This is a genomic window from Bacteroidales bacterium (assembly GCA_031276035.1).
Taxonomy (GTDB): Bacteria; Bacteroidota; Bacteroidia; order Bacteroidales; family BM520; genus RGIG7150.
In genome coordinates this window covers 71858-92248 of the sequence record JAISNV010000023.1, presented here as the reverse complement: position 1 = coordinate 92248, position 20391 = coordinate 71858, and the positions used below count along the sequence as shown (strand labels likewise).

The window sequence follows — 20391 nt, the reverse complement described above, 5'->3', positions numbered from 1 at the left end:
TGGTTTATGTTTAAAGCTAAAATGAATTTGGTGTAGTAAATAAGCTTGAACAAGACGTTCAAGCTTTATCCTTAATTTATTAACTATACTTGCGACAATTCTGTAATATCGGCATTCATTATGAATGGGATAGACCTTCTGATTTTGTCTATAGACCAATCCCACCATTTCAGACTCTGTAGCTTCGAAATAGTTTCGTCATCGAAACGTTTGCGAATCTCTTTAGCCGGAACGCCGCCCATTATCGTATAAGGCGGAACATCTTTAGTAACAACGGCTCTTGCCCCTATGATGGCTCCGTCTCCAATATGAACACCCGCCATGATTACAGCATCAAAACCAATCCACACGTCATTCCCTATAACAATATCGCCTTTATTATCCCAGGCCTCCGCAACATCGGCCTTTTCCAATCCCCATTCATCATAAAAAAGAGGAAAAGTGTAAGTTGATAATGAATTTAAAGTATGATTTGCACTATTAAAAATGAACTTAACACCGCAGGCAATCGAGCAAAACTTACCGATAATCAAGCGGTCACGGTTTATAGGATAATGGTAAAGTACATTGTTTTTCTCGAACAAAGTCGGATTATCAACAAAATCGTTATAAACGGTGTAGTCCCCGACTATAATATTAGGATTGTCGATTACAGTATTCAGATAGATAGTTTGAGAATCCTTAATTCTCGGATATATTTTAGCATTCATTGTATTTAATTTATGGTTGAAAGATATATTTTATTTGTTCCGCGACGGATAGAGCCGCAGAAAAAGGATAGTAACAATTTGCTTACTCCTATCCCTTAATCACAAACCTCAGATACAATGTTGCCACTTCATAGGGTAAATGGTTATTTCCAAATAAATATAATATCGTAAAAATAAATTAGCCTGTCAGTTTTTAGTAAAATCGAACATTAAATGTTTGATAAAAGGAAAATTGTTATGGAAAGAAATATAGTATGAATCAAAATTCATAGAATTTAAATTTTGAGGCTGTAGGACTTCTGTTTTTCTATTCGAGTTACATAAACACATGTTTAGCATTGATACTATATTTTCAGTTTTACCCTGAAGTATATAACCAACCAAGCATCCATTCTGCGGATATTTCCCTGATAAATAATTGTCAATACCAGTTTCTATGTAACGTGCATGAAGGCTATTTGCTGAAATTTTGGATTTTCGTTTTGATTTATGAGAATCAACTTCAATTAAATTTTTCGCTTCTACAAAATAAGTGAGTTTAGAATTAGCTGCCCAACCACATAACCTAAAGTCAATTCTTGGAGCCTCCTTTGCAGATTTTGCCTTTTTTAGAATATCGCTTTTATAAAGTCGATATTCGGGCGTAATATCAATTCTCCAATTAATAGCTTGTTGAGAATTATCTATATAGTCAAATAAGATTGCTGATATGTACTCTTCTTCACAATCAATATTTACACTATCGCATGAGTTTACGAATGTATAGGCATCTATCAGTAGGTTCAAACACCTCCATTCAAACTCCTGCTTAAAAGAATTTATGATTGATACATTTAATGTTCCTTTACTCATATATCGCCTCCCATATTTGCAATTTCTATAGTCAGCGACAATGCATCATCAACAGCCTGTGAACGTGTCCAAAATCTTTTCTGATTAGGTTTTATTAAATATATCTTATTTGTATCATAATATTTGTATTGCTTTCTTACATATATGTTCTGTCCTTTTTCTTGCAATGAAAACTCATTTAACATTTTCAAGGCAGGAGATAATTCTTGTGCACTTTTGCTAAGAACAGTTTCTTGTTTACTATCAAAAGATATTATGACCAAATTAAGAGGGTCATTTAATTGAACATCGAAAATTACGGCATTAGCCTTGAATGATGAGTGCTGAAGAAAATCATTCAATTCATTGCATAGCATATCTGCATATGCTCTATTTTCAGTATCTAATGTTCGTTTAAAGCCTATTGAGTTTTCTCCTTGTTCAAATAAATCAAGGCTGAACTCTAATGTGTCTTGAATTAACACTTGTTCTTTAGTTGTCAATCCTATTACATTATATAATTCTATGTTTATTGCTTTTTCTGTTTGCTCAATAAAATTTTCATTTGGAAAATCTTTTTTCAATTCGAAAATTAACTGATCAAACAATGAGATAATAGTTTTCGAGTTTTGACTATTTGAAAAGAAAGAAGGAAGTTCGAGGTATTCCTTAAAAAAAATCTGCTCTCTCTCAATTCCCCATGAAGAAGAAGAAAGAAATAAATAATATGTAGCCAAATTTGAATTGATAAAAGTTACCAACATTTTTTTTACATCGTCAATATTCTTGTCATTCTTATTAATGATAAATGCACCACTCTTGCAATATGCTTTATAATCGACATAAGATGCTGTAACTTGTCTGTTTTTTTGTCCTTTCTTTAATATTACAAATGGGGGAATAAATAGAGAATCATTGATTTTTCTGTAATACTCATCGTTGGGTATTGCAAAATTATCAGAAGTGTAATATCTGCTAATCGCTTTGGTAATGATGATAGGTGTTGGCACAAAATCTTTATGATCGCTGTCTCCGTTTAATCCTGCACCAAAGATCCAATTATTTTGATTAAAGTAAGTACTTAAATCGGTTGTTGATTTAGAGTTATTCAAGTTTGTAATCAAACTAAAATCTTGTAAATTCCCCCACATCCCAACCTTCCAGATTTTTGTGTCAGGCTTTTGGCATTCATATCGAGGGAGATGCTTTATATCAGTACTATCTATGACTAAACCATCTATTACATTAGATTTTACATAGGTTTTGGGAGCACAATATTCTATCGTATCTGAAATATTTTCAGAAGTATTTTTCCTATAATAAACAATACTAATTGGAACTACCGCAGAATTAAAAAGTTGCCCTCCAAAATCCTTTTTGGCTTTACGGAAGATTGATAAATTGTAAATTTTCTCTACATATGTTTTATTAAATAACCATTTTCTAAATTCTTGATACTTTTTGTTTGTGTTGGTCAATACCTTAGTATTGAATATTAAAGCAATTTGCCCTTCATCATTTATAAATTGAATAGCCTTGTCTAAAAATGCAAGAACCTTCTCTTGTGCATATTTGCGGTTATCCAAGTATTTCTTAATAGGCAAATCAATTCCCTCTGTTCCAAATGGAGGATTACCAATTAGTAAATCAGCTTTGACAAATTTGTTTGTGTCTATTTCTCCTATAGTATCATTACACCACAAATTATTCCCTTGTTTATTTACAATAGAATCATCTTGTGGATTGTTTATTAAGTAAGGAAGAGTATATTCTTTCTTAATCCATAGAGTTTTGGGGTCTAACTGCTCTACTAATGCTAAATAAAGACTAAATGCAGCCACCTTGATTGCTAATGGATCTATTTCAATTCCATAAATATTATTTATTAAGATGTCTCTTAAATTTGTGAAAGATATATTTTCATTAGGATGTGCATTCTTCCATCTGCGAATAAGTCTTTTATATGCTTCAACTAAAAAAATACCTGACCCACACGCGGGATCGATTATTTTAACATTATATTCTTTTTTATCTTTAGAAGTGGGGAGTTTATCGTTTAAAATTAATTCTACCAAAGGATATGGGGTATAAAATTGTCCCTTAGCTTTTTTGGAAGTAAGTTCTCCAAGAAAGTTTTCATACACTTCACTCAACAACTCTATTTGAATAAAATTGAAATTAAAAATTCTCCATTCAAATAGTTTTGGATTATCTGAAATATCTCCATCTGTAAAACAAGCTTTAATTTTTTCCAAATGCTTTTCTGTAACAAATTGTTGTTCATTTTCTATTACAGGAAATACATTCCCATTAAAATGTGTCTGTAGTTCAGCAAATAGACGATATGTAGCATCGACATCTTCTAAAATATTAAAATAACTTTTTGCTCCTTGTTTAATTTTTTCATATAACCCTGCTTCTTGGGCTGCCCCTTTATCTTCAAGATACAAAATAAATAAAGAGCGCATCAATAATCCATGAATTATTTCTTTATTATTAATATCTTTATTTAAGAGTTCTGCTGTATTTACAAGACTTTTAACTAAGAATCGGTCTATTCGCCATTGTATGTTAACTTTTTCTCTAATGCCATAATCGCTAGTCCAAATTAAACCACAATCAACACCTATACGAGAAAAAATTTCAACTAAGATTTCTAAATTTACTTTATCCTCTTTTGTGCTACTAAAAATCTGATATAGACTTAATTCTTTATCATAGTCAGAATCAGGTTCTATGTATTTGGGTTTCTCGTAACAATTATAAATCCTAATCTCAGTGTCTGACACAACAAAAAGAAACATGATTTTTCGATAGTTCCATGCTTTGTGTTGAATTTCGGCAATTTGCTTTAAGGCATCAATATCGAATGCCTTAACTTCTTTAAATAAAATGGCGGGAAAATCTCCTGAGAAATAAACTTTATCTGCACCTATTCCTCCCAATTCCTGATATTCAGGATTAGAAATTGGTATTTCCGAACATTTGGCTAAATGCTCGTAACCTAGCTTCTTGTAGAAAAAATTTGTACTCATCTATTTTTATGTTACATAAAAAAACTTTATAGGCATATAATGCTTAATGTGCAAAAATACGAAAAAGAATATACTAAAAGTAAAAACTTTTAAGCATATTTCCGGAAAAATATATTACTTTTGCAGCCTATGTTAAAAACGAAGAAGGAGTCCGTGAAATAAATAACCTTTGACATTCCGTCAAGGTTATTTCCCCTAATATATACTCAGGCATTTTCTTGTCTGGGTTATTTCCGTATTTATATATTAAATAAAATCGAAATGTTTTTCTAAAACACTTTCAATTTTCAAATTTTAACTTTCAAATAAATAATCATGAGTAACAAAAATAAAACAACAGAACATAATACTATTCACGACTTCGATTTTAATCTTATCTGCGAATACTTCGCATTAGTTGAACGCCAGGGACCCGGTAGTCCCGAAACAACCGTCAAAGCATTGAGCTTTGTCGACAATCTGACCGAACAATCGCGCATTGCCGACATAGGTTGCGGTACTGGCGGACAAACTATGGTATTGGCTCAGAACGTTCCGGGCAAAATTACCGCTCTCGATTTGTTTCCCGATTTTATAAATATCTTTAATCGAAATGCGGAACAACTTGGTTTGCATGAGCGAGTAAAAGGCGTTGTAGGTTCAATGATAGACCCGCTTCCCTTCGAAAAAGAATCCATAGACCTCATTTGGTCGGAAGGCGCTATTTATAATATAGGTTTCGAGCGGGGTTTTAACGAATGGAAGCAATACTTGAAAACTGGCGGTTACATCGCAGCATCGGAAGCAACATGGTTTACAGACGAACGTCCTGATGAGATAACCGACTTTTGGATGGAAAATTATCCCGAGATAGATACAATTCCGAACAAAGTTGCCCAGATACAGAAAGCAGGATACATTCCTGTAGCTACTTTCATCATTCCTGAGAATTGTTGGACGGAATATTTCTTCGCTCCTTGCAGCAAAGTGCAAGAAGGTTTCCTAAAAAAATATGCAGGAAACAAAATGGCGGAAGATCTTATAGTGAACCAACGTCGTGAACAAGGTTTATACAATAAGTATAAAGAATTTTATGGCTATGTGTTCTATATAGCAAAGAAGCTATGAGTATAAATGCAATGTTCAGAGGGATTCGTCCCTCTGAATATTCCTTAATGGAAGACTTCATGTATGAAGCCATTTACCACCCCGACCCGACGAATCCTTATCCGAGAGAAGTAATCTACTACCCGCAAGTCAGGGTTTATTGGGATAACTGGGGCGCGGAAAAAGACGACCGCTGCTTGCTCGCCTTGCTTAATGACAAGCCTGTGGGTGCGGTTTGGATAAGGACATTTCGAGGAGAACCGAAAGGCTGCGGCTATATCGACAAACTTACACCCGAAATTGCAATTGCCATTTTCGAACAATACCGCAATCAAGGATTGGGTACTCGGATGATGAACAAAATGATAGCGTTGATGAAAGAGAAAGGCTATCGGCAGGTTTCTTTGAGCATCACCAAAGGAAATCCGGCTATTCGTTTATATGAACGGCTGGGTTTTAAGATAATTGATGAGAATGAAGAAGATTTTATTATGTTACTTCAACTTAGCAAGAATAGAACAATCTATTCCCCTTGATGGGTATATCTTTGTAAATTATGAATATACAAGAAAGAAGTCGAATAGAATACCGTTCACGAATCAATAGGGTAATGGATTACATAGATCAAAATCTTGACAACTCTTTAGAGCTGAAAGTAATTGCAGATATTGCCAATTTCTCACCTTTCCATTTTCATAGGATATTTACTTTTCTTATCGGCGAAACGCCCATTAACTACATTCAACGTCTGCGGGTGGAGAAAGCTGCTTGGAAACTGCGCGAAGAAAATCCCGCATCAATTACCGAAATAGCTTATGACTGTGGCTTCGGAAGCATTTCCTTATTCAGTCGAACCTTTAAAAAGTATTTCGGCATAACACCCAGCCAATTCAGTAAAGTCGATAAACCAGTTTATTCGCAGAACGGTAAGTTGTTTAGCAAGAATGGACAAATGCTTCGCAAGAATTTGAAAAGCGGTCTGAGCGAGAGTACCGACCTTTGCATCGTTAATTCAAATCAATTTTATTTTATGAAATCAAACATTGAAGTTAAAGAAATGCCTGAAATGAAGGCAGTGTATGTGCGCCACATCGGAGCGTTCAATAAAATTGGAGAAGCATATGGAAAGTTATTCAAATGGGCTTACCCTCGCGGACTTTACACACCGAATATCAGTAAAAGCGCATCGGTAATTCACGATGACCCTACCGTTACTGAGACGGAGAAAGTTCGTCAGAGTGCCTGTATCATTATCGAAGAAGATGTAAAAGTGGATGGCGAAATAGGCAAACTCACAATTCCGGGCGGAAAGTATGCAGTCGGACATTTCGAGCTTGGTTTTGCCGATTTTGAAAAAGCCTGGAACTCAATGTGCAACTGGTTTGTGGATAGCGGTTACCAGCAAGGCGACGGTTGTACATACGAACTCTATCACAACGATTACACCACTCATCCCGAGCAGAAACACATTGTGGATATCTGTATTCCGGTAAAACCGTTGTAGAACAACCTTAAGGGGGAAGTTTATATACCTTCCCCCTTTTTATATGGAGGTATTTTCTTTAAAAAAACTTATGCGGTAAGTTATGTAATACCGCATAAAGTTAACCCCTCAGCTTAGGGTGGCCCAAAAGAAATTCTACACACAGGCAAATGCACCCTTGCTTTTCAAAAATACAAAGGAGCAAATTTAAAAAGCACCCTTCCATTTTACCAAAAGCAAGGCTGCATTTTAGTAAATACAAAGGTCGATTTGGAGGAATGGAAGGGTGGAGTTGATTCTTTTCTAAGCGGAGAGGCAGGATTTTGAAACTTTTCCTCCATATATTTCATCTTTAACGAAGTAAATTTACTTTGTAAAACTCTTAAACATATATTTATAGCCTATCTTTGATTAACAAAACAACTACCCTGCTATCCGATTGTTTTACTTAATATTGATTTTTGGTTTTCATCTTTTTTTACACGTAGATAACTTCGATAACCACTGAATCCGGCCATTAATACCAACTCCAAACCACTGCTTTTAGAGTTTTCCGGTAATAATCGAAGATTGTCAAGTTCCTCCAATCTCCGGAGATTGATATAACGGCTAAAATTCATGCCGTATTCTTTATTTATGAATGCTGACACATAACTACGGTTAGTACACAAGTCGGCAGCAACATCAATAATTCTCAACTTGGAATTTTTGTATGGTTTTTTATTATATATATATTGTTCGAATCGTTTGCGGTTGAGTAGGCTTGTTTCGCTTTCGACTATTTCCCCTATAGGTGGGGCGGGGTCTATATCTATGATCACATAGTTACCCGATATAAGATTGTAACAGATAATTACATATTGAAATATCGGCAATAAAGCACCTATAATAGTAAGTGTAGAATTAAAAAAGATACTTTTATGAACGAAAAGCACACCAGATGCCAACGGAAGAGTTAATAATATAAGAAATACCAACATATAAAGCCAACCTACGGAGGTGCGGTATTCATCAGCTGAATAATTTACTACCTCACGACGATATACGCGTATACGGTAAAAACCGGCAATAGGGTATATTATATTGTATATGATAAATATTGGGACTGTGGAAGAAAAGAAACGTGAATACCACAGATAGCCGGGAGCATTTTCCCCACGGCTTTCTACAATATAATATTGCACCTCATAAGGTGTCAGAAGCGACCATACCCCCATAATAACCGCAAGTATAACAGGTACAATATAATGAATAGTATTAAACCTGCGTTTGTTTCCTGTTCCGGTAATAATAAACATAAAATGATATAACAATACCTGGTCTAACATCAGAGCCAGAAAGAAAAAAGTATTAAACCGTACAAATGCGTCATAATCCATTACATAGAGTATAATGCCAAACCAGCAGAAAAATGCCATTATGTAAGTGAATATCATCAATAGAGTAAGTTTTCGTGTAGAAATTCCGGTACTATTATGATAATATAATAACATGAATATAAGGCATACTAAAGCTGAGAACATGGGTGCGGAAAAAGCAATCGCCTGTATTATTTCAATGTTTATCATTTCTTTGTAAGCTCGTTAATTTTAGTCATATCATTTTCTCTGTAACGCTCCCGGCTCAGCACTCTGTAGTATTGCCTCAAATCATTAAATCCGGCTTTTGTAACATAAGTATTTACATTCTGATCTCTATTTGATGGAAGTGCGGCCAAACGTTTCATCTCCTTAAGCCGCCATTGATTTATATAAGCATTGAAATTCATGCCGTATTCTTCGTTTATAAACCCGGATATTTCACTGCGGTTCACATCAAAAACATCTACTAATTCGGTTATTCTGAAATCGGATCTGAGATATGGTTTTTCTTTTTGAAGATAAGCGTTAAATTTCTGTTGTGTTATTTTTCCGGAATGATGCCTGCGAGTGGGATGATCCGTTTTTTCTTTCTGTACTTGCCTATTTCTTACCTGGGAGGCTTCCGGGTAGATTAAATAAAGCATATATTTACGCCGTATAATATGATAAGTCAGTAAAATGTGCTGCGTAGCAATCCCGATAGCAGCAATAAATGTCCATACAGAAGTGAATATCACACTCCGTGGCGTAAACGTAGGAAGCATGGAAGAAAGCATTGACGCCACTGAAATGCCGACCAAGAAAAACACCCATTTTGCCGGTTTTCTTACCAAACTTTTGGGGGCACATGCTTTTTTGTAGTAACGAACAAGCAACAATATGATCATCGCATAATATATGATCCCGAATAAAGCCCGCAGTGCCGGTTTTGAAGTAAACAACTTTGTATATGTTTCATATCCGGCAGGGATCACAAGTCCTTTGCCGTTCACTATCTCAAGTTGTATATCGAACGGAACAAAAAATGACCACACTAACAACACAATCGTGAGGATAGCAGGTATAAGGTAATGCAGTAATGAAAAGCGATCTTTCTGCTCCAAATGGGTCAAGAAATAAATGATACGATAAAATAATACAGGTATTAATGTGAATGTAAGCATACAGGGAACATTCAAAAAAACGAAAACTTTCGGATAATACCCATAACAAAATGTAGTAAACCATCCTATTGCAGCTAATCCAAAATAAAATGCAACAATGCTCTTTAACTTTTTTTCTTCTAACGAAAGGCTATCACCAATAGAGAGGCTTATCATTATTCCGCAAGACAATGCCGAAAAAACAGGAATTAGTGTGGTTATGGCGTTTAGATATAATAAAAAACTACTCATGATACAAAAGTAAGATAAATATGTTAAATTTGACAAAGAAGGAGTTAAATTATTCTTTTTACGATTTGGCATATAAATTATTTTCTGTCATATAAAAAAGTAAATAAATTACGATTTGTCATATAATATTTTGACGATTCAACACTCCCTCTTTTGTGGCTTTTCTATAGTTTTGCAGAAAATATCAGAACTTTGAGAAACGTATCCAAAAAGCAATTCCGATTTTTTCGTAAGTAAAATCTTGTTAAACCATAATTAAAATCAATAATGAGAGTAACCGTAAAAGTAGCTTTAATTCTCCTGCTTAGTGTGATTGCGATTGGAAGTATATTCGCACAGCAGACAAATTTAGACGATGAAACTTTAAAAAAGGCCAATGACCCTTTAGCACAAAGCAAGGCAATCAACCTGCATAATTATATTGTTAATAATGTATATGGGCATTCAGGTGTAGGACAAAATATGCTGATGTTGCGTTATGGGCAGCCCATTGGGAGATTCCTTATACGGGGCACGCTACCTCTAATAACAAGCTGGGCGCCGGGAAGTAGTCCCAGATCAGGATTAGGAGACTTTAATCTGTTCGGAATCTGCACTTTTGATATGAATGGGATTAAAGTCGGATTTGGTCCCTTAATTACATTCCCGACAGGAACAAATGATTTATCTTCTAATAAATGGCAAGCCGGAGCTGCCGCCATGATTTTCTTCTCAAGGAATCCAATTCTTCAATCCGGAGCTTTGCTTCAATGGCAGGCATCATTTGCAGGTAAAAAATCAGTGGCCGATGTCAATATGTTGACCGTGCAATTATTCGGAATTCTACAACTAGGAAAGGGGACATATTTGCGCAGCACAGGTGTATGGTCATTCAATTTCGAAAACCAAAATTACAATATCCCGCTCGGATTAGGTATAGGCAAAGTTGTCATGGTGAAAAAAGTAGTTCTTAATATTTTTGTCGAACCTCAATTTTCGGTTTTGGCAAAAGGCGAAGGACAGACCAGATTTCAGACTTTTATTGGTGTTAATACACAATTTTAAACCGGAGTATAATACGGATATTTTTCATAAATCATACACAACCATAATTTAAACCATTATAATATGAAAAAGGTAATTTTAATACTTATTCTCCCTTGCCTGCTGAGTTCATGCAAACAAAGCACAAAAGTGCCGGGATCGAATATTACTTCGTCTCCGGATAGTGCACGTGTTATTACGAAAGAAGCCTGGATATACGGATATTCGATGTTTTATAACTACAAGAGCATTTATCATTATGCTATGGATAAGAATTCTCCGGACTATGCAGGTGGGTTCAACCGATTCAAGAATTATACGAAAATGTTTACCTACGAAGACACAACCATCGTATCCCCTAATAACGACACCCCATATTCATGGGGCATACTCGACCTTTCGGATGAACCTGTTATACTTGAAGTTCCGGCCATACCTGCCGATCGCTACTATGTGATGCAGCTGATAGATCTTTACACGTATAACTTTGCCTATGTCGGTTCCCGTTCCACGGGCAATGGAGCCGGCCGATATTTAATTGCAGGCCCCGATTGGAAAGGCAATAAACCCGCAGGCGTGGATTCCGTGTTCCGTTGTGAAACTAATCTGGTGTGTATATTAGGACGTACGGAGTTAAAGAACGAAAACGACATGCCAACGGTGGAAAAAATCCAAAAACAATATAATCTGATGCCGCTTCACGAATTTTCAGGGATACAAACTCCTACGCATAAATCGTATAAATTGCCATTGCCGGTGTGGAGCGAACCCGATTATATGAATGTATCTTTTATAAACATATTGAATATATTACTTCAATATACCTCAATGCACCCTTCGGAAAAAGAACTGAGATCGAGATTTGCCCGGATAGGTATTATTCCGGGACAACCGTTAGACACAACCCTATACTCTAAAGAAGTGCTGGAAGCTATCAGGGAAGGTATAAAAGATGGAAAAACAGCTTTGAAAGATAGTATTGCACATATCGAAAATTCGATGAACTTGTTTGGGACCAGAAGCGACCTCAGAAATGACTACCTCGCCAGAGCAACGGCAGCTGCCGTTGGAATATATGGCAATACAAAAGAAGAAGCCGTATATGTGGGCGGTTCAAACGATATAGATAATCACCCGCTGACAGGGGATAAGAAATACATACTGCATTTCACGAAAGGTCAAATACCTCATGTAGAGTATTTTTGGAGTATAACTATATACAATCTGCCCAACCGTTCACTGGTACAAAATCCTATTGATCGATACTCTATCGGGGATAGGTCTGAAGACCTGAAATACAATGCGGACGGAAGTCTCGATATCTATCTGCAATCCGTTTCACCCGGAAAGGCGAAAGAAGGAAACTGGCTGCCTGTTCCTGCACAAGGCCCCTTCAACTGCATAATCCGCTTATATGGGCCGGGAACGGATATTACGAACGGTACATGGCAACAGCCATTCCCAAAAGAAGTGAAATAAATACACAAATATAAAAAACAAGAATTACTATAAAAATTTAAATAAATAAAATATATGAATACCAGGATAAAACTATTGACATTCTTTATAATAAATTTAGTATTCATCTCTTGTGGTGGCCCGAAATCGGAATTGACACCGGAGCATGCCAAATCGTTAGCCAAGGAAGCATATATATATGCTTTTCCTGCGGTAGAACACAATAAAGCCATTTGGAAAATAGTGGGCGATAGTAAGAATGTCTGGAATACAATGTGGGTGGAAGCAAGGTTGTTTTCGCCGGCAGATACTACTGTCGTATCACCTAACAATGATACCTATTATTGCCCGGCTGTACTTGATATCCGTCATGAACCTGTGGTATTTTCTGTTCCGGAAATGAAAGACGGACGGGATTTTCTTATTCAGCTACTTGATATATTTACTAATTGTCCTGACTATATCAGCAAATTAGCTACCGGAGATGGCCCGGGTAATTACATGGTCGCCCGTTCGGATTGGGATGGTGAAACGCCTGCCGGTATTGATACAGTCATTAAGATACCTGCTACCGTAGTATTAGCCTTGGGACGTATACAAGTGTACGGACCTGAAGATGAGGAGGCATTAATGCTTGGAAGGCAATTCAGAATTACACCCTTAAGTTCATTTGCTCAGACACAAGCCCCTCCGGCAGATACACTCCAATGGACGGCAAAATCATATGATGCCAAAACAGGCGATGTAGAAGGATTTTTCAATATGTTTAATTACATAATACAGTATCAGATTTTGAACGAGTCTGACAAAAAATTAATGGATAAATATGAATCTATCGGATTGGGTGTGAGGGAAAAGTTCAGTAAAAGCGATTTTCCTGCTAAAATATGGAAGGCTATAGAAGAAGGGGCAGCCGAGGCAAAAGCTGAGATCAGGGCAAAAACAGATCATATAGGAAAAGAGGTCAATGGATGGCAATTTTCGCCCGAAAATGCCGGCAGATGGGGGACGGATTATCTTACCAATGCCGCCGCCGCGTGGAAATACATCTACGTGAATACTCCCGAAGAAGCCCTTTATCTTGTGGATGGGGTAGATATTTCCGGAGATAAGTTCAATGGATCTGCGAATAGTTATACCCTTAGCTTCAGGGAAGGCCAGCTTCCGCAGGCAAAATTTTTCTGGTCGCTGACTATATACGGACAGAAAGGATATTTAAAAGCAAATGATATAAACCGCTATGCTATTAACAGTTCTTCGGATGTAAAGTATGCCGGGGACGGTTCATTAACGATATATATCCGAAAAGATCATCCCGGGAAAGATAAAGAGTCCAACTGGTTACCGGCGCCAGATGAGGAATTCTATATGATATTGCGTATGTATGGACCCACCGAAGATGTTATCTCGGGGAGATGGCAGATCCCGGCGGTAGTGAAGGTAAATTGATACTTATTTTTAGAAAATATAAAAACGGAGAATGAGCATAACAGGCTTTACAGCAAAAGAGCCCATTTACAGAGGCCGGCCCCTGGTACGTATGCATGTCATGATAAAGGCAGCGGGGCCTGTCTGTAATCTTGGGTGTAGTTATTGTTATTATCTAAGCAAGGAGCAGCTGCTGAGTACGGAGAGCCATTGGCGGATTTCGGATGAGACTCTCGAGAATTTTATCAAACAATATATTGAACAGCAAAATGCAAAGCATATCGTATTCTCATGGCAGGGGGGAGAACCGACTCTTCTGGGTTTGGATTTTTTCAGAAAAGCAATTGCTCTTCAGAAAAAGTATGCGCCTTCCCATGTACGGTGTGAAAACGATTTGCAAACCAATGGAACTTTATTAGATGATGAATGGTGCCGCTTTTTGCATGATAATAACTTTCTGGTCGGGCTCAGTATAGACGGTCCGCAACACTTGCATGATAAATACAGAACCTACAAAGGAGGCAAAGGCTCATTCAAGCAAGTTCTCAATGCCTCAAAGTTACTTCGAAAACACAATGTTCGTTTCGCCACCTTAACCGTAGTAAATGATCTGAATTCCAAATATCCGTTGGAAGTATATCGTTTTTTGCGCGATGAGGTGCAAAGCAAACAAATGCAGTTTATCCCGATTGTGGAACCTAAAGACTTTGCCACTACTCCTCCGCAACATTGGAAGCCAAACGAAATGCCGGTAGAGAATTCACCGCATGCCGATCCCTCACATCCGGATTCTTTCATGGCGTCATGGTGTGTCAAAGCGGATGATTATGGTAATTTTCTGATTGATATTTTCGATGAATGGTATACACGCGATTTCGGGAAAATATATATCCCTTTTTTCGATAGCGCTGTAGAACAATGGATAGGGAAACCTTCGCCCTTATGTATTTTCTCGCCCATTTGTGGAAAAGGACTCGCTATGGAGCATGACGGCTCAATCTATGCCTGCGACCATTATGTATATCCTGAATATAAGATCGGTAATATAAACGAAGCTAAGTTGATAGATATGGCTCTTTCAAAAGAGCAAGAACATTTCGGCTATGCAAAAGACTTTTCCCTGCCGATAAAATGTCGTGAATGCCGTTATTTGTTTGCCTGCTCAGGAGAATGCCCTAAAAACCGGCTGTTAAGAACAACTCATGGTGAAAACGGATTAAATTATTTATGCCGTGGGTTATACAAATATTTTAACCATATCGACCCTTATATCAGAAAAATTGTTCACCGACTGGGATTTGAGATTGCTGATGATGTTCCGGAATTAGATCAGAATTAAGCAACGTTAATGTATTTTTTTAAGTAAGAAATTAAGAATCGAGTATGACGAAATAGTTTATAAAGCCGATAAAGTAGATAAAAGTTGATGATACTTTTCTCATGTAAACAAATTCGACTTTAAATTTAAAAAATAAAATAACGTATGAATATTAGTATAAAAGATAGTAATACGCCTGAAATAGAGTTAATGATTTCTGTTGATTGGGATCAAGTGCAAAATCATTATTCGGATTTATTGAAGAAATATGCTAAGCTTCCCGTCAAAGGTTTCAGACCGGGCAGCGCACCCCAGACGGCTATAGAGAAAATTTTTCATAAAGAGATTCGAAATGATATGATTTATTTATGCAGTCAGCAGTTATGTGGAAAGGCTTTGACCGATAGTGCCATTAGAGCCGGCTCTCCGATTTCGGTTAGCGATGCGGAAATGGTTCCGTATAAACGATTCTGCTTTAAAGCTAATTTCTTGAGAATGCCGGATTTTGAACTTCCCGACTATTCGAATCTCAACATTACATCGGAAAAACAGGAAGAAAAGCTGACTGAGGTCTCCGAAAAATTATTGGCCCATACCCAATTGGATGTTCATGATGATTTTATTGAAAGAGAATTGGTTTTCTCTGATACGGAGGAGGGCATAGCCGAAGATTCATCCCGGGAAAATGCAAAAAACAGAGTGAAATTATTGCTGATATTGAAAAGAATAGCCGAAGTAGATCATATTGAAATAGACGAACAGGATGTGGATGCCCGTGTCGAGGAAATTGCAAAAGAGAATGATATACCAGTTCGGGAATTGAAAGATTATCTTATAAAAACGGGGGGGCTTTCCCGTCTCCGCGATTTTTTGTTAGCAGAATACGTGATGGATTATATCATTGAAATTAATTCTTGATATTGAGATCTTACACTATAAATAACAAATTAGTTTAACGTAATTAAAATTAAAACAATGGGTTTAAAAAGTAAATTAAAAACAGCTGTCAAAGTAACGATGGTGGGAGCCGTCCTTGCAACAGGGACGCTTATTCCGCAAAAAGCGGCTGCTCAAAAAAAAGCAGAAAGTAACAAACCAAACATTCTGGTCATCTTCGGTGATGACATAGGCACAACGAACATTAGTGCCTATAGCGGCGGAATCATGGGGTATGAAACCCCTAATATTGACCGTCTGGCGAAGGAGGGCCTGAAGTTTCAGCACTATTATGGAGAACAATCCTGTACGGCCGGACGAGCCGCATTCATTACAGGTCAACACGGTATTCGCACCGGGCTTACAAAAGTAGGTTATCCGGGGGCAAATATGGGTATTAGTCAGGAAGACCCGACGATCGGTACTTTTATGAAAAGTCTGGGTTATGTGACCGGGCAATTCGGGAAGAACCATCTTGGAGACCGCAATGAATCTTTGCCGACAGTGAATGGATTTGATGAATTTTTCGGTAACCTTTACCACCTGAATGCAGAAGAGGAGCCGGAGTTGCCTGATTATCCAAAGGATCCTGAATACTTGAAAAAATACGGCCCGCGTGGTGTATTGGACTGCAAAGCGTCTGATACGGATGATGCTACGGTTGACCCACGTTTCGGAAGAATTGGTAAACAGACCATTAAAGATACCGGTCCTTTGACCAAAAAAAGAATGGAAACGATAGACGATGAAACTTCAGCCCGTGCCATTGAATTCATTCAACGCAATGCGAGTGACGGACAACCTTTCTTCTGCTGGTTTAATTCAACCCGTATGCATCTGCGAACACACGTGAGAGATGAACACCGCGGCCAGTATCAATATGGAGACAGTGAGTATATTGATGGGATGATTGAACATGACATTACAATCGGAGAGATACTAAAGGCGCTCGATGATCTGGGAATAGCTGAAAATACGATCGTGATTTACACGACAGATAATGGCCCGCATATGAATACATGGCCTGATGGAGCTATGACCCCATTCCGTTCCGAAAAGAATACCAACTGGGAAGGTGCTTTCCGGGTACCTTGTATTATTCGCTGGCCCGGCCATATAGAAGCAGGTGCCGTGACTAATGAACTGATGTCCCATAATGATTGGGCTCCTACACTATGTACATGGGCAGGAGAGTCAAACATTATAGACAAATGTCTTAACGGATATAATTATAATGGTAAAACCTATAAAGTACACCTCGACGGATACGATCAGTCCGAGTTCCTGACCACCTTTAAAGGCTCTGCTACCAATAATAATAGTGTAAAAAGTAATCGTGATAATTTTATCTATACCGATGACGATGGTCTTTTGGTAGCATATAGGAAAGGTCATATGAAATACGTATATGCAGAACAGCGTGTTCAGGGTACCATGGCAGTATGGTCAGAACCTTTTACAGAACTGCGCCTTCAAAAAACATTTAACCTGATGCAGGATCCGTTCGAAAGAGCTGATATCACTTCAAACACTTATTGGGATTGGTGTCTTAATCAAATAGGTGGTGTTTACGGTGCAACACAGGATGTTTTTGTTTTCATTGAATCATTCAAAGAATATCCTCCTCGTTCATTTCCTCCCAGTTTCGTTCCTACAACCATTATGGAACAGGCAAAAACCGTGATTAAAGCAAAAAAAGGGCTTGATTATTATGAAAATGCAAAAAGGATGATGCCGCAAACACAAGATGAGAAACAGGAAAAGCCTAAGAAAAAATAGATAAAGTAGGATAAAAATTTATATATTATTAAACAAATGCTATGAAACGAGTATGAGAAGAGTAATCATGAAAACAGATGATTATTCTTTTCATGCTAATTTCATATAACCTTAAAAAAAATATAAACCGCATGAAAAAAATAACAGTAATATTTGTTTTGCTATCGTATGCAATTATTTTTATGGGTTGTGATTCCCAAACCTTTAATATCAGAAAAGATGTACATACAGATCCTTTGCCATCTTGGAATCAAACTATTACAAAGCAAACGATTATTGATTATGTCACAAAAGTAACCAAAGAAGGAACTGCCGACTTCATTCCCGAAGAAGACCGTGTTGCTACTTTCGACAATGATGGAACTTTATGGGCGGAACATCCATTGGTTCAAATGGAATTTATGTTTTATCAAATAGCCCAGCTTTTAAAGAAAAAACCGGAATTGGCAAATTCTCAACCTTTTAAGGCAGTTGCCGAAAAAGATGAAGATTACCTGAGGAGCATGAACAGAGAAGAACTTGGTATATTGATGAATGCTTCGCAAACAAATCGGACATCAGCGGAATATGAAAAAGAAGTAAAAGATTTTTTCACTTCTTTCCGGTACCCCGGTCGCAATTGCAGTCTCAGTCAGATACGTTATCAACCTCAGTTGGAATTGATCAAGTATTTACAAGATCATAAATTTAAAGTATTCATCTGTTCCGGTGGTTCTACGGATTTTGTACGTGTAATTTCAAAGGATTTTTACAATATTGAACCTGAAAATGTGATTGGTTCAAGTAATAAATATAGTTACATCGATAGTGCCGGAATTAATGATTTATATATTACCGATGAATTAATTTCTTTTAATGATAAACAAGCCAAACCGGCCAATATCTTGTCACACATAGGCAAACGTCCGGTTTTAGCCTGTGGAAATGTAGGCGGCGGCGGTGATGTATATATGCTTCGCTATTCGCAGGGGAGTAAATACCCGAATTTGCAGCTTATAGTAAATCACAATGACAAAGAGCGGGAATACGAATATGAAGAGAATCCGGATGTTTCTTTATCCATGGCCGACGAATACCAATGGCTGGTAATTGATATGATTGATGACTGGAAAGTGATTTTTGTAAAATAGATTTTACATATTCAACCTATCATTTCTCCTGATTTTTTAAACTGTAAATAATTTTTCCCTTTTCTATTTTCCAGGTTATTCCCTATCTTAGAACGAGCTAAGTTAACGCATACTGAACAGTTTTAAATAATAAACTGATTTAAACTTTTTGTACTTGTTAAGTACAATTTGAGAAGAAAATAAGATTAAAATGAAAGGAGGAATTAAACTCGCTTGTAGATAGGTAATGAATTATATGTTTAATTTACGGGATAAATTACGTATATTTCTTCACTTCTTCCGCTTCTGTAACTTGTTGTCCCAAAAGAATGGTATTCTTCATAGGATATTATACTTCCATCATCGCTTAATTCCAAACAAGCAGAACTTAAATGATTGTCGTATTGGTAACGAGTTATACTGTCATTACTCGTGCTTTCAATCCTTACAAATACTTTTTCATCATCGGAGATATTTAGAGTTTTTCTTTCTATGTCCAAACTGCTGTTGGAATATTTCCTGTAAACTTCGTAACCGCCAATGTAATATCTTTCTTCTCTTATGTTATCTTTTATTACAACTTTTCTTGTCCAGTTGCCTTGGGAATGCATCTTCAAAATGTTTCCCAGGCCGTCATATTCATATAACTGTGTGTAATTCTGCATGGCATTGCTCGCAGTATTAGGGCAAGCTATATTGTTAGTAAAGTCATTGTAATCGGGCATGTTTAGCGCTGATAATTCCCGTCCCGTTGCTTTTATTAACCTGTACAAAGAATCATACTCATAGTTAGAGGTTGGTGCAATTACACTGTTATTAAAGTAAAATGTTTGCAGGGCATCATCTTTTTGCTGGGTAATGTTTCCTTCGTTAGTTTATATCCTGCAATATTATCATTGCCGTTGTTTCTTGTGGTTAACAGTCTTATTAGTCTAAATGTATTTTTATCGTAATACAAATGGGTTAAGGTGTTATTGCCGTAATATACTTTCTCTCTTTATAATCTGGAGTTGTATTCTATATTGCTTATATAATTATAAGTAGTGGAACCGCTTGTTTTTTCTACGAAGTTTAATAATCCGCCTCTGTCATAAGCGTGATAAATTATTGTGTTATCAGGGGTACGTTCGGATATTATTAGATTCAATGCGTTGTACTGCCTTATGGTAACAAAGCTTTCCGGCTGCATTGCTATAGTTTTTCCCAATTTATAGTATTTTGATAGTCTGTTGTAAACTGGAGAATTTGTTTGATAATAATAGGGATAGTGTGAGGGTTATTCGAAGGGAGGTGAATATGGGTTTGAGAAGATGGTGGAAAATGGTGTGAGGAGGTTGGGGAAATAAAAAAACTGCAAGTTGCTATGTGTAACTTTGCAATTACCAGCAACCTGTAGTTTTTAATAAAAATTTTAGTCACATTCTTTACACAATCTGTTTT

General features: G+C 36.8%; 17 protein-coding genes. 10 read left to right on the top strand and 7 right to left on the bottom strand.

Translation table 11 applies throughout. The annotated features are described in order from the left end of the window. Positions 1-83: 83 nt before the first annotated feature. The 3 genes from LBP67_05720 to LBP67_05710 form a co-directional block, all read right to left on the bottom strand. Positions 84-710 carry a CatB-related O-acetyltransferase gene (locus tag LBP67_05720; GenBank protein ID MDR2084474.1) on the bottom strand — a complete coding sequence of 209 codons (627 nt, stop codon included), beginning with the start codon at positions 708-710 and terminating at the stop codon, positions 84-86. A gap of 186 nt (positions 711-896) precedes the next feature. Continuing rightward, positions 897-1562, bottom strand: a complete 666-nt coding sequence (locus LBP67_05715; protein MDR2084473.1) for a hypothetical protein — start codon at positions 1560-1562, stop codon at positions 897-899. After that, a complete protein-coding gene (locus LBP67_05710) occupies positions 1559-4576 on the bottom strand; it encodes an SAM-dependent methyltransferase (GenBank protein MDR2084472.1) in 3018 nt (1005 codons plus the stop codon). Before LBP67_05710 ends, LBP67_05715 begins: the two co-directional genes overlap by 4 nt. 315 nt (positions 4577-4891) lie before the next feature. Here LBP67_05710 and LBP67_05705 point away from each other — a divergent pair, with 315 nt between their 5' ends. The 3 genes from LBP67_05705 to LBP67_05695 are packed head-to-tail and all read left to right on the top strand — an operon-like array spanning position 4892 to position 7166. Beyond that, positions 4892-5683 carry a class I SAM-dependent methyltransferase gene (locus tag LBP67_05705; GenBank protein MDR2084471.1) on the top strand — a complete coding sequence of 264 codons (792 nt, stop codon included), beginning with the start codon at positions 4892-4894 and terminating at the stop codon, positions 5681-5683. Beyond that, complete coding sequence (locus LBP67_05700) at positions 5680-6198, top strand: GNAT family N-acetyltransferase (GenBank protein MDR2084470.1); 519 nt, start codon at positions 5680-5682, stop codon at positions 6196-6198. Before LBP67_05705 ends, LBP67_05700 begins: the two co-directional genes overlap by 4 nt. 20 nt (positions 6199-6218) lie before the next feature. After that, on the top strand, positions 6219-7166 hold the full coding sequence (locus LBP67_05695; protein MDR2084469.1) for an AraC family transcriptional regulator: 948 nt from the start codon (positions 6219-6221) through the stop codon (positions 7164-7166). Positions 7167-7576: 410 nt separating this feature from the next. On the opposite strand, the gene LBP67_05690 is transcribed toward LBP67_05695, so the two are convergent. Then, the gene (locus tag LBP67_05690; protein MDR2084468.1) at positions 7577-8713 is read right to left on the bottom strand and encodes an AraC family transcriptional regulator; all 1137 of its coding nucleotides are present in this window, start codon (positions 8711-8713) and stop codon (positions 7577-7579) included. After that, a complete protein-coding gene (locus LBP67_05685) occupies positions 8710-9900 on the bottom strand; it encodes an AraC family transcriptional regulator (GenBank protein MDR2084467.1) in 1191 nt (396 codons plus the stop codon). The genes LBP67_05690 and LBP67_05685 overlap by 4 nt, the downstream gene beginning before the upstream one ends. Before the next feature lie 267 nt (positions 9901-10167). Here LBP67_05685 and LBP67_05680 point away from each other — a divergent pair, with 267 nt between their 5' ends. The 7 genes from LBP67_05680 to LBP67_05650 all read left to right on the top strand — a co-directional run bounded on the left by LBP67_05680 (position 10168) and on the right by LBP67_05650 (position 18972). Further along, a complete protein-coding gene (locus LBP67_05680) occupies positions 10168-10944 on the top strand; it encodes a hypothetical protein (GenBank protein ID MDR2084466.1) in 777 nt (258 codons plus the stop codon). A 243-nt stretch (positions 10945-11187) separates the two neighbouring features. Next, on the top strand, positions 11188-12402 hold the full coding sequence (locus LBP67_05675) for a DUF1254 domain-containing protein (GenBank protein MDR2084465.1): 1215 nt from the start codon (positions 11188-11190) through the stop codon (positions 12400-12402). 54 nt (positions 12403-12456) lie between these two features. Further along, positions 12457-13830, top strand: a complete 1374-nt coding sequence (locus tag LBP67_05670; protein ID MDR2084464.1) for a DUF1214 domain-containing protein — start codon at positions 12457-12459, stop codon at positions 13828-13830. Between the two features lie 31 nt (positions 13831-13861). Further along, positions 13862-15148, top strand: coding sequence for an anaerobic sulfatase maturase (locus tag LBP67_05665; protein MDR2084463.1), 1287 nt, complete (start codon positions 13862-13864; stop codon positions 15146-15148). Between the two features lie 144 nt (positions 15149-15292). After that, the gene (locus tag LBP67_05660) at positions 15293-16045 is read left to right on the top strand and encodes a hypothetical protein (GenBank protein ID MDR2084462.1); all 753 of its coding nucleotides are present in this window, start codon (positions 15293-15295) and stop codon (positions 16043-16045) included. A 57-nt stretch (positions 16046-16102) separates the two neighbouring features. After that, positions 16103-17842, top strand: coding sequence for an arylsulfatase (locus LBP67_05655; protein MDR2084461.1), 1740 nt, complete (start codon positions 16103-16105; stop codon positions 17840-17842). Positions 17843-17973: 131 nt separating this feature from the next. Further along, the gene (locus tag LBP67_05650; protein ID MDR2084460.1) at positions 17974-18972 is read left to right on the top strand and encodes a haloacid dehalogenase-like hydrolase; all 999 of its coding nucleotides are present in this window, start codon (positions 17974-17976) and stop codon (positions 18970-18972) included. A gap of 239 nt (positions 18973-19211) precedes the next feature. Here LBP67_05650 and LBP67_05645 read toward each other — a convergent pair whose 3' ends face one another. Together LBP67_05645 and LBP67_05640 are read right to left on the bottom strand one after the other, a co-directional pair. After that, the gene (locus LBP67_05645; GenBank protein MDR2084459.1) at positions 19212-19676 is read right to left on the bottom strand and encodes a hypothetical protein; all 465 of its coding nucleotides are present in this window, start codon (positions 19674-19676) and stop codon (positions 19212-19214) included. A 272-nt stretch (positions 19677-19948) separates the two neighbouring features. Further along, positions 19949-20158 (bottom strand): hypothetical protein, encoded by a 210-nt coding sequence (locus LBP67_05640; GenBank protein ID MDR2084458.1) that lies wholly within the window; start codon positions 20156-20158, stop codon positions 19949-19951. Positions 20159-20391 lie beyond the last annotated feature (233 nt).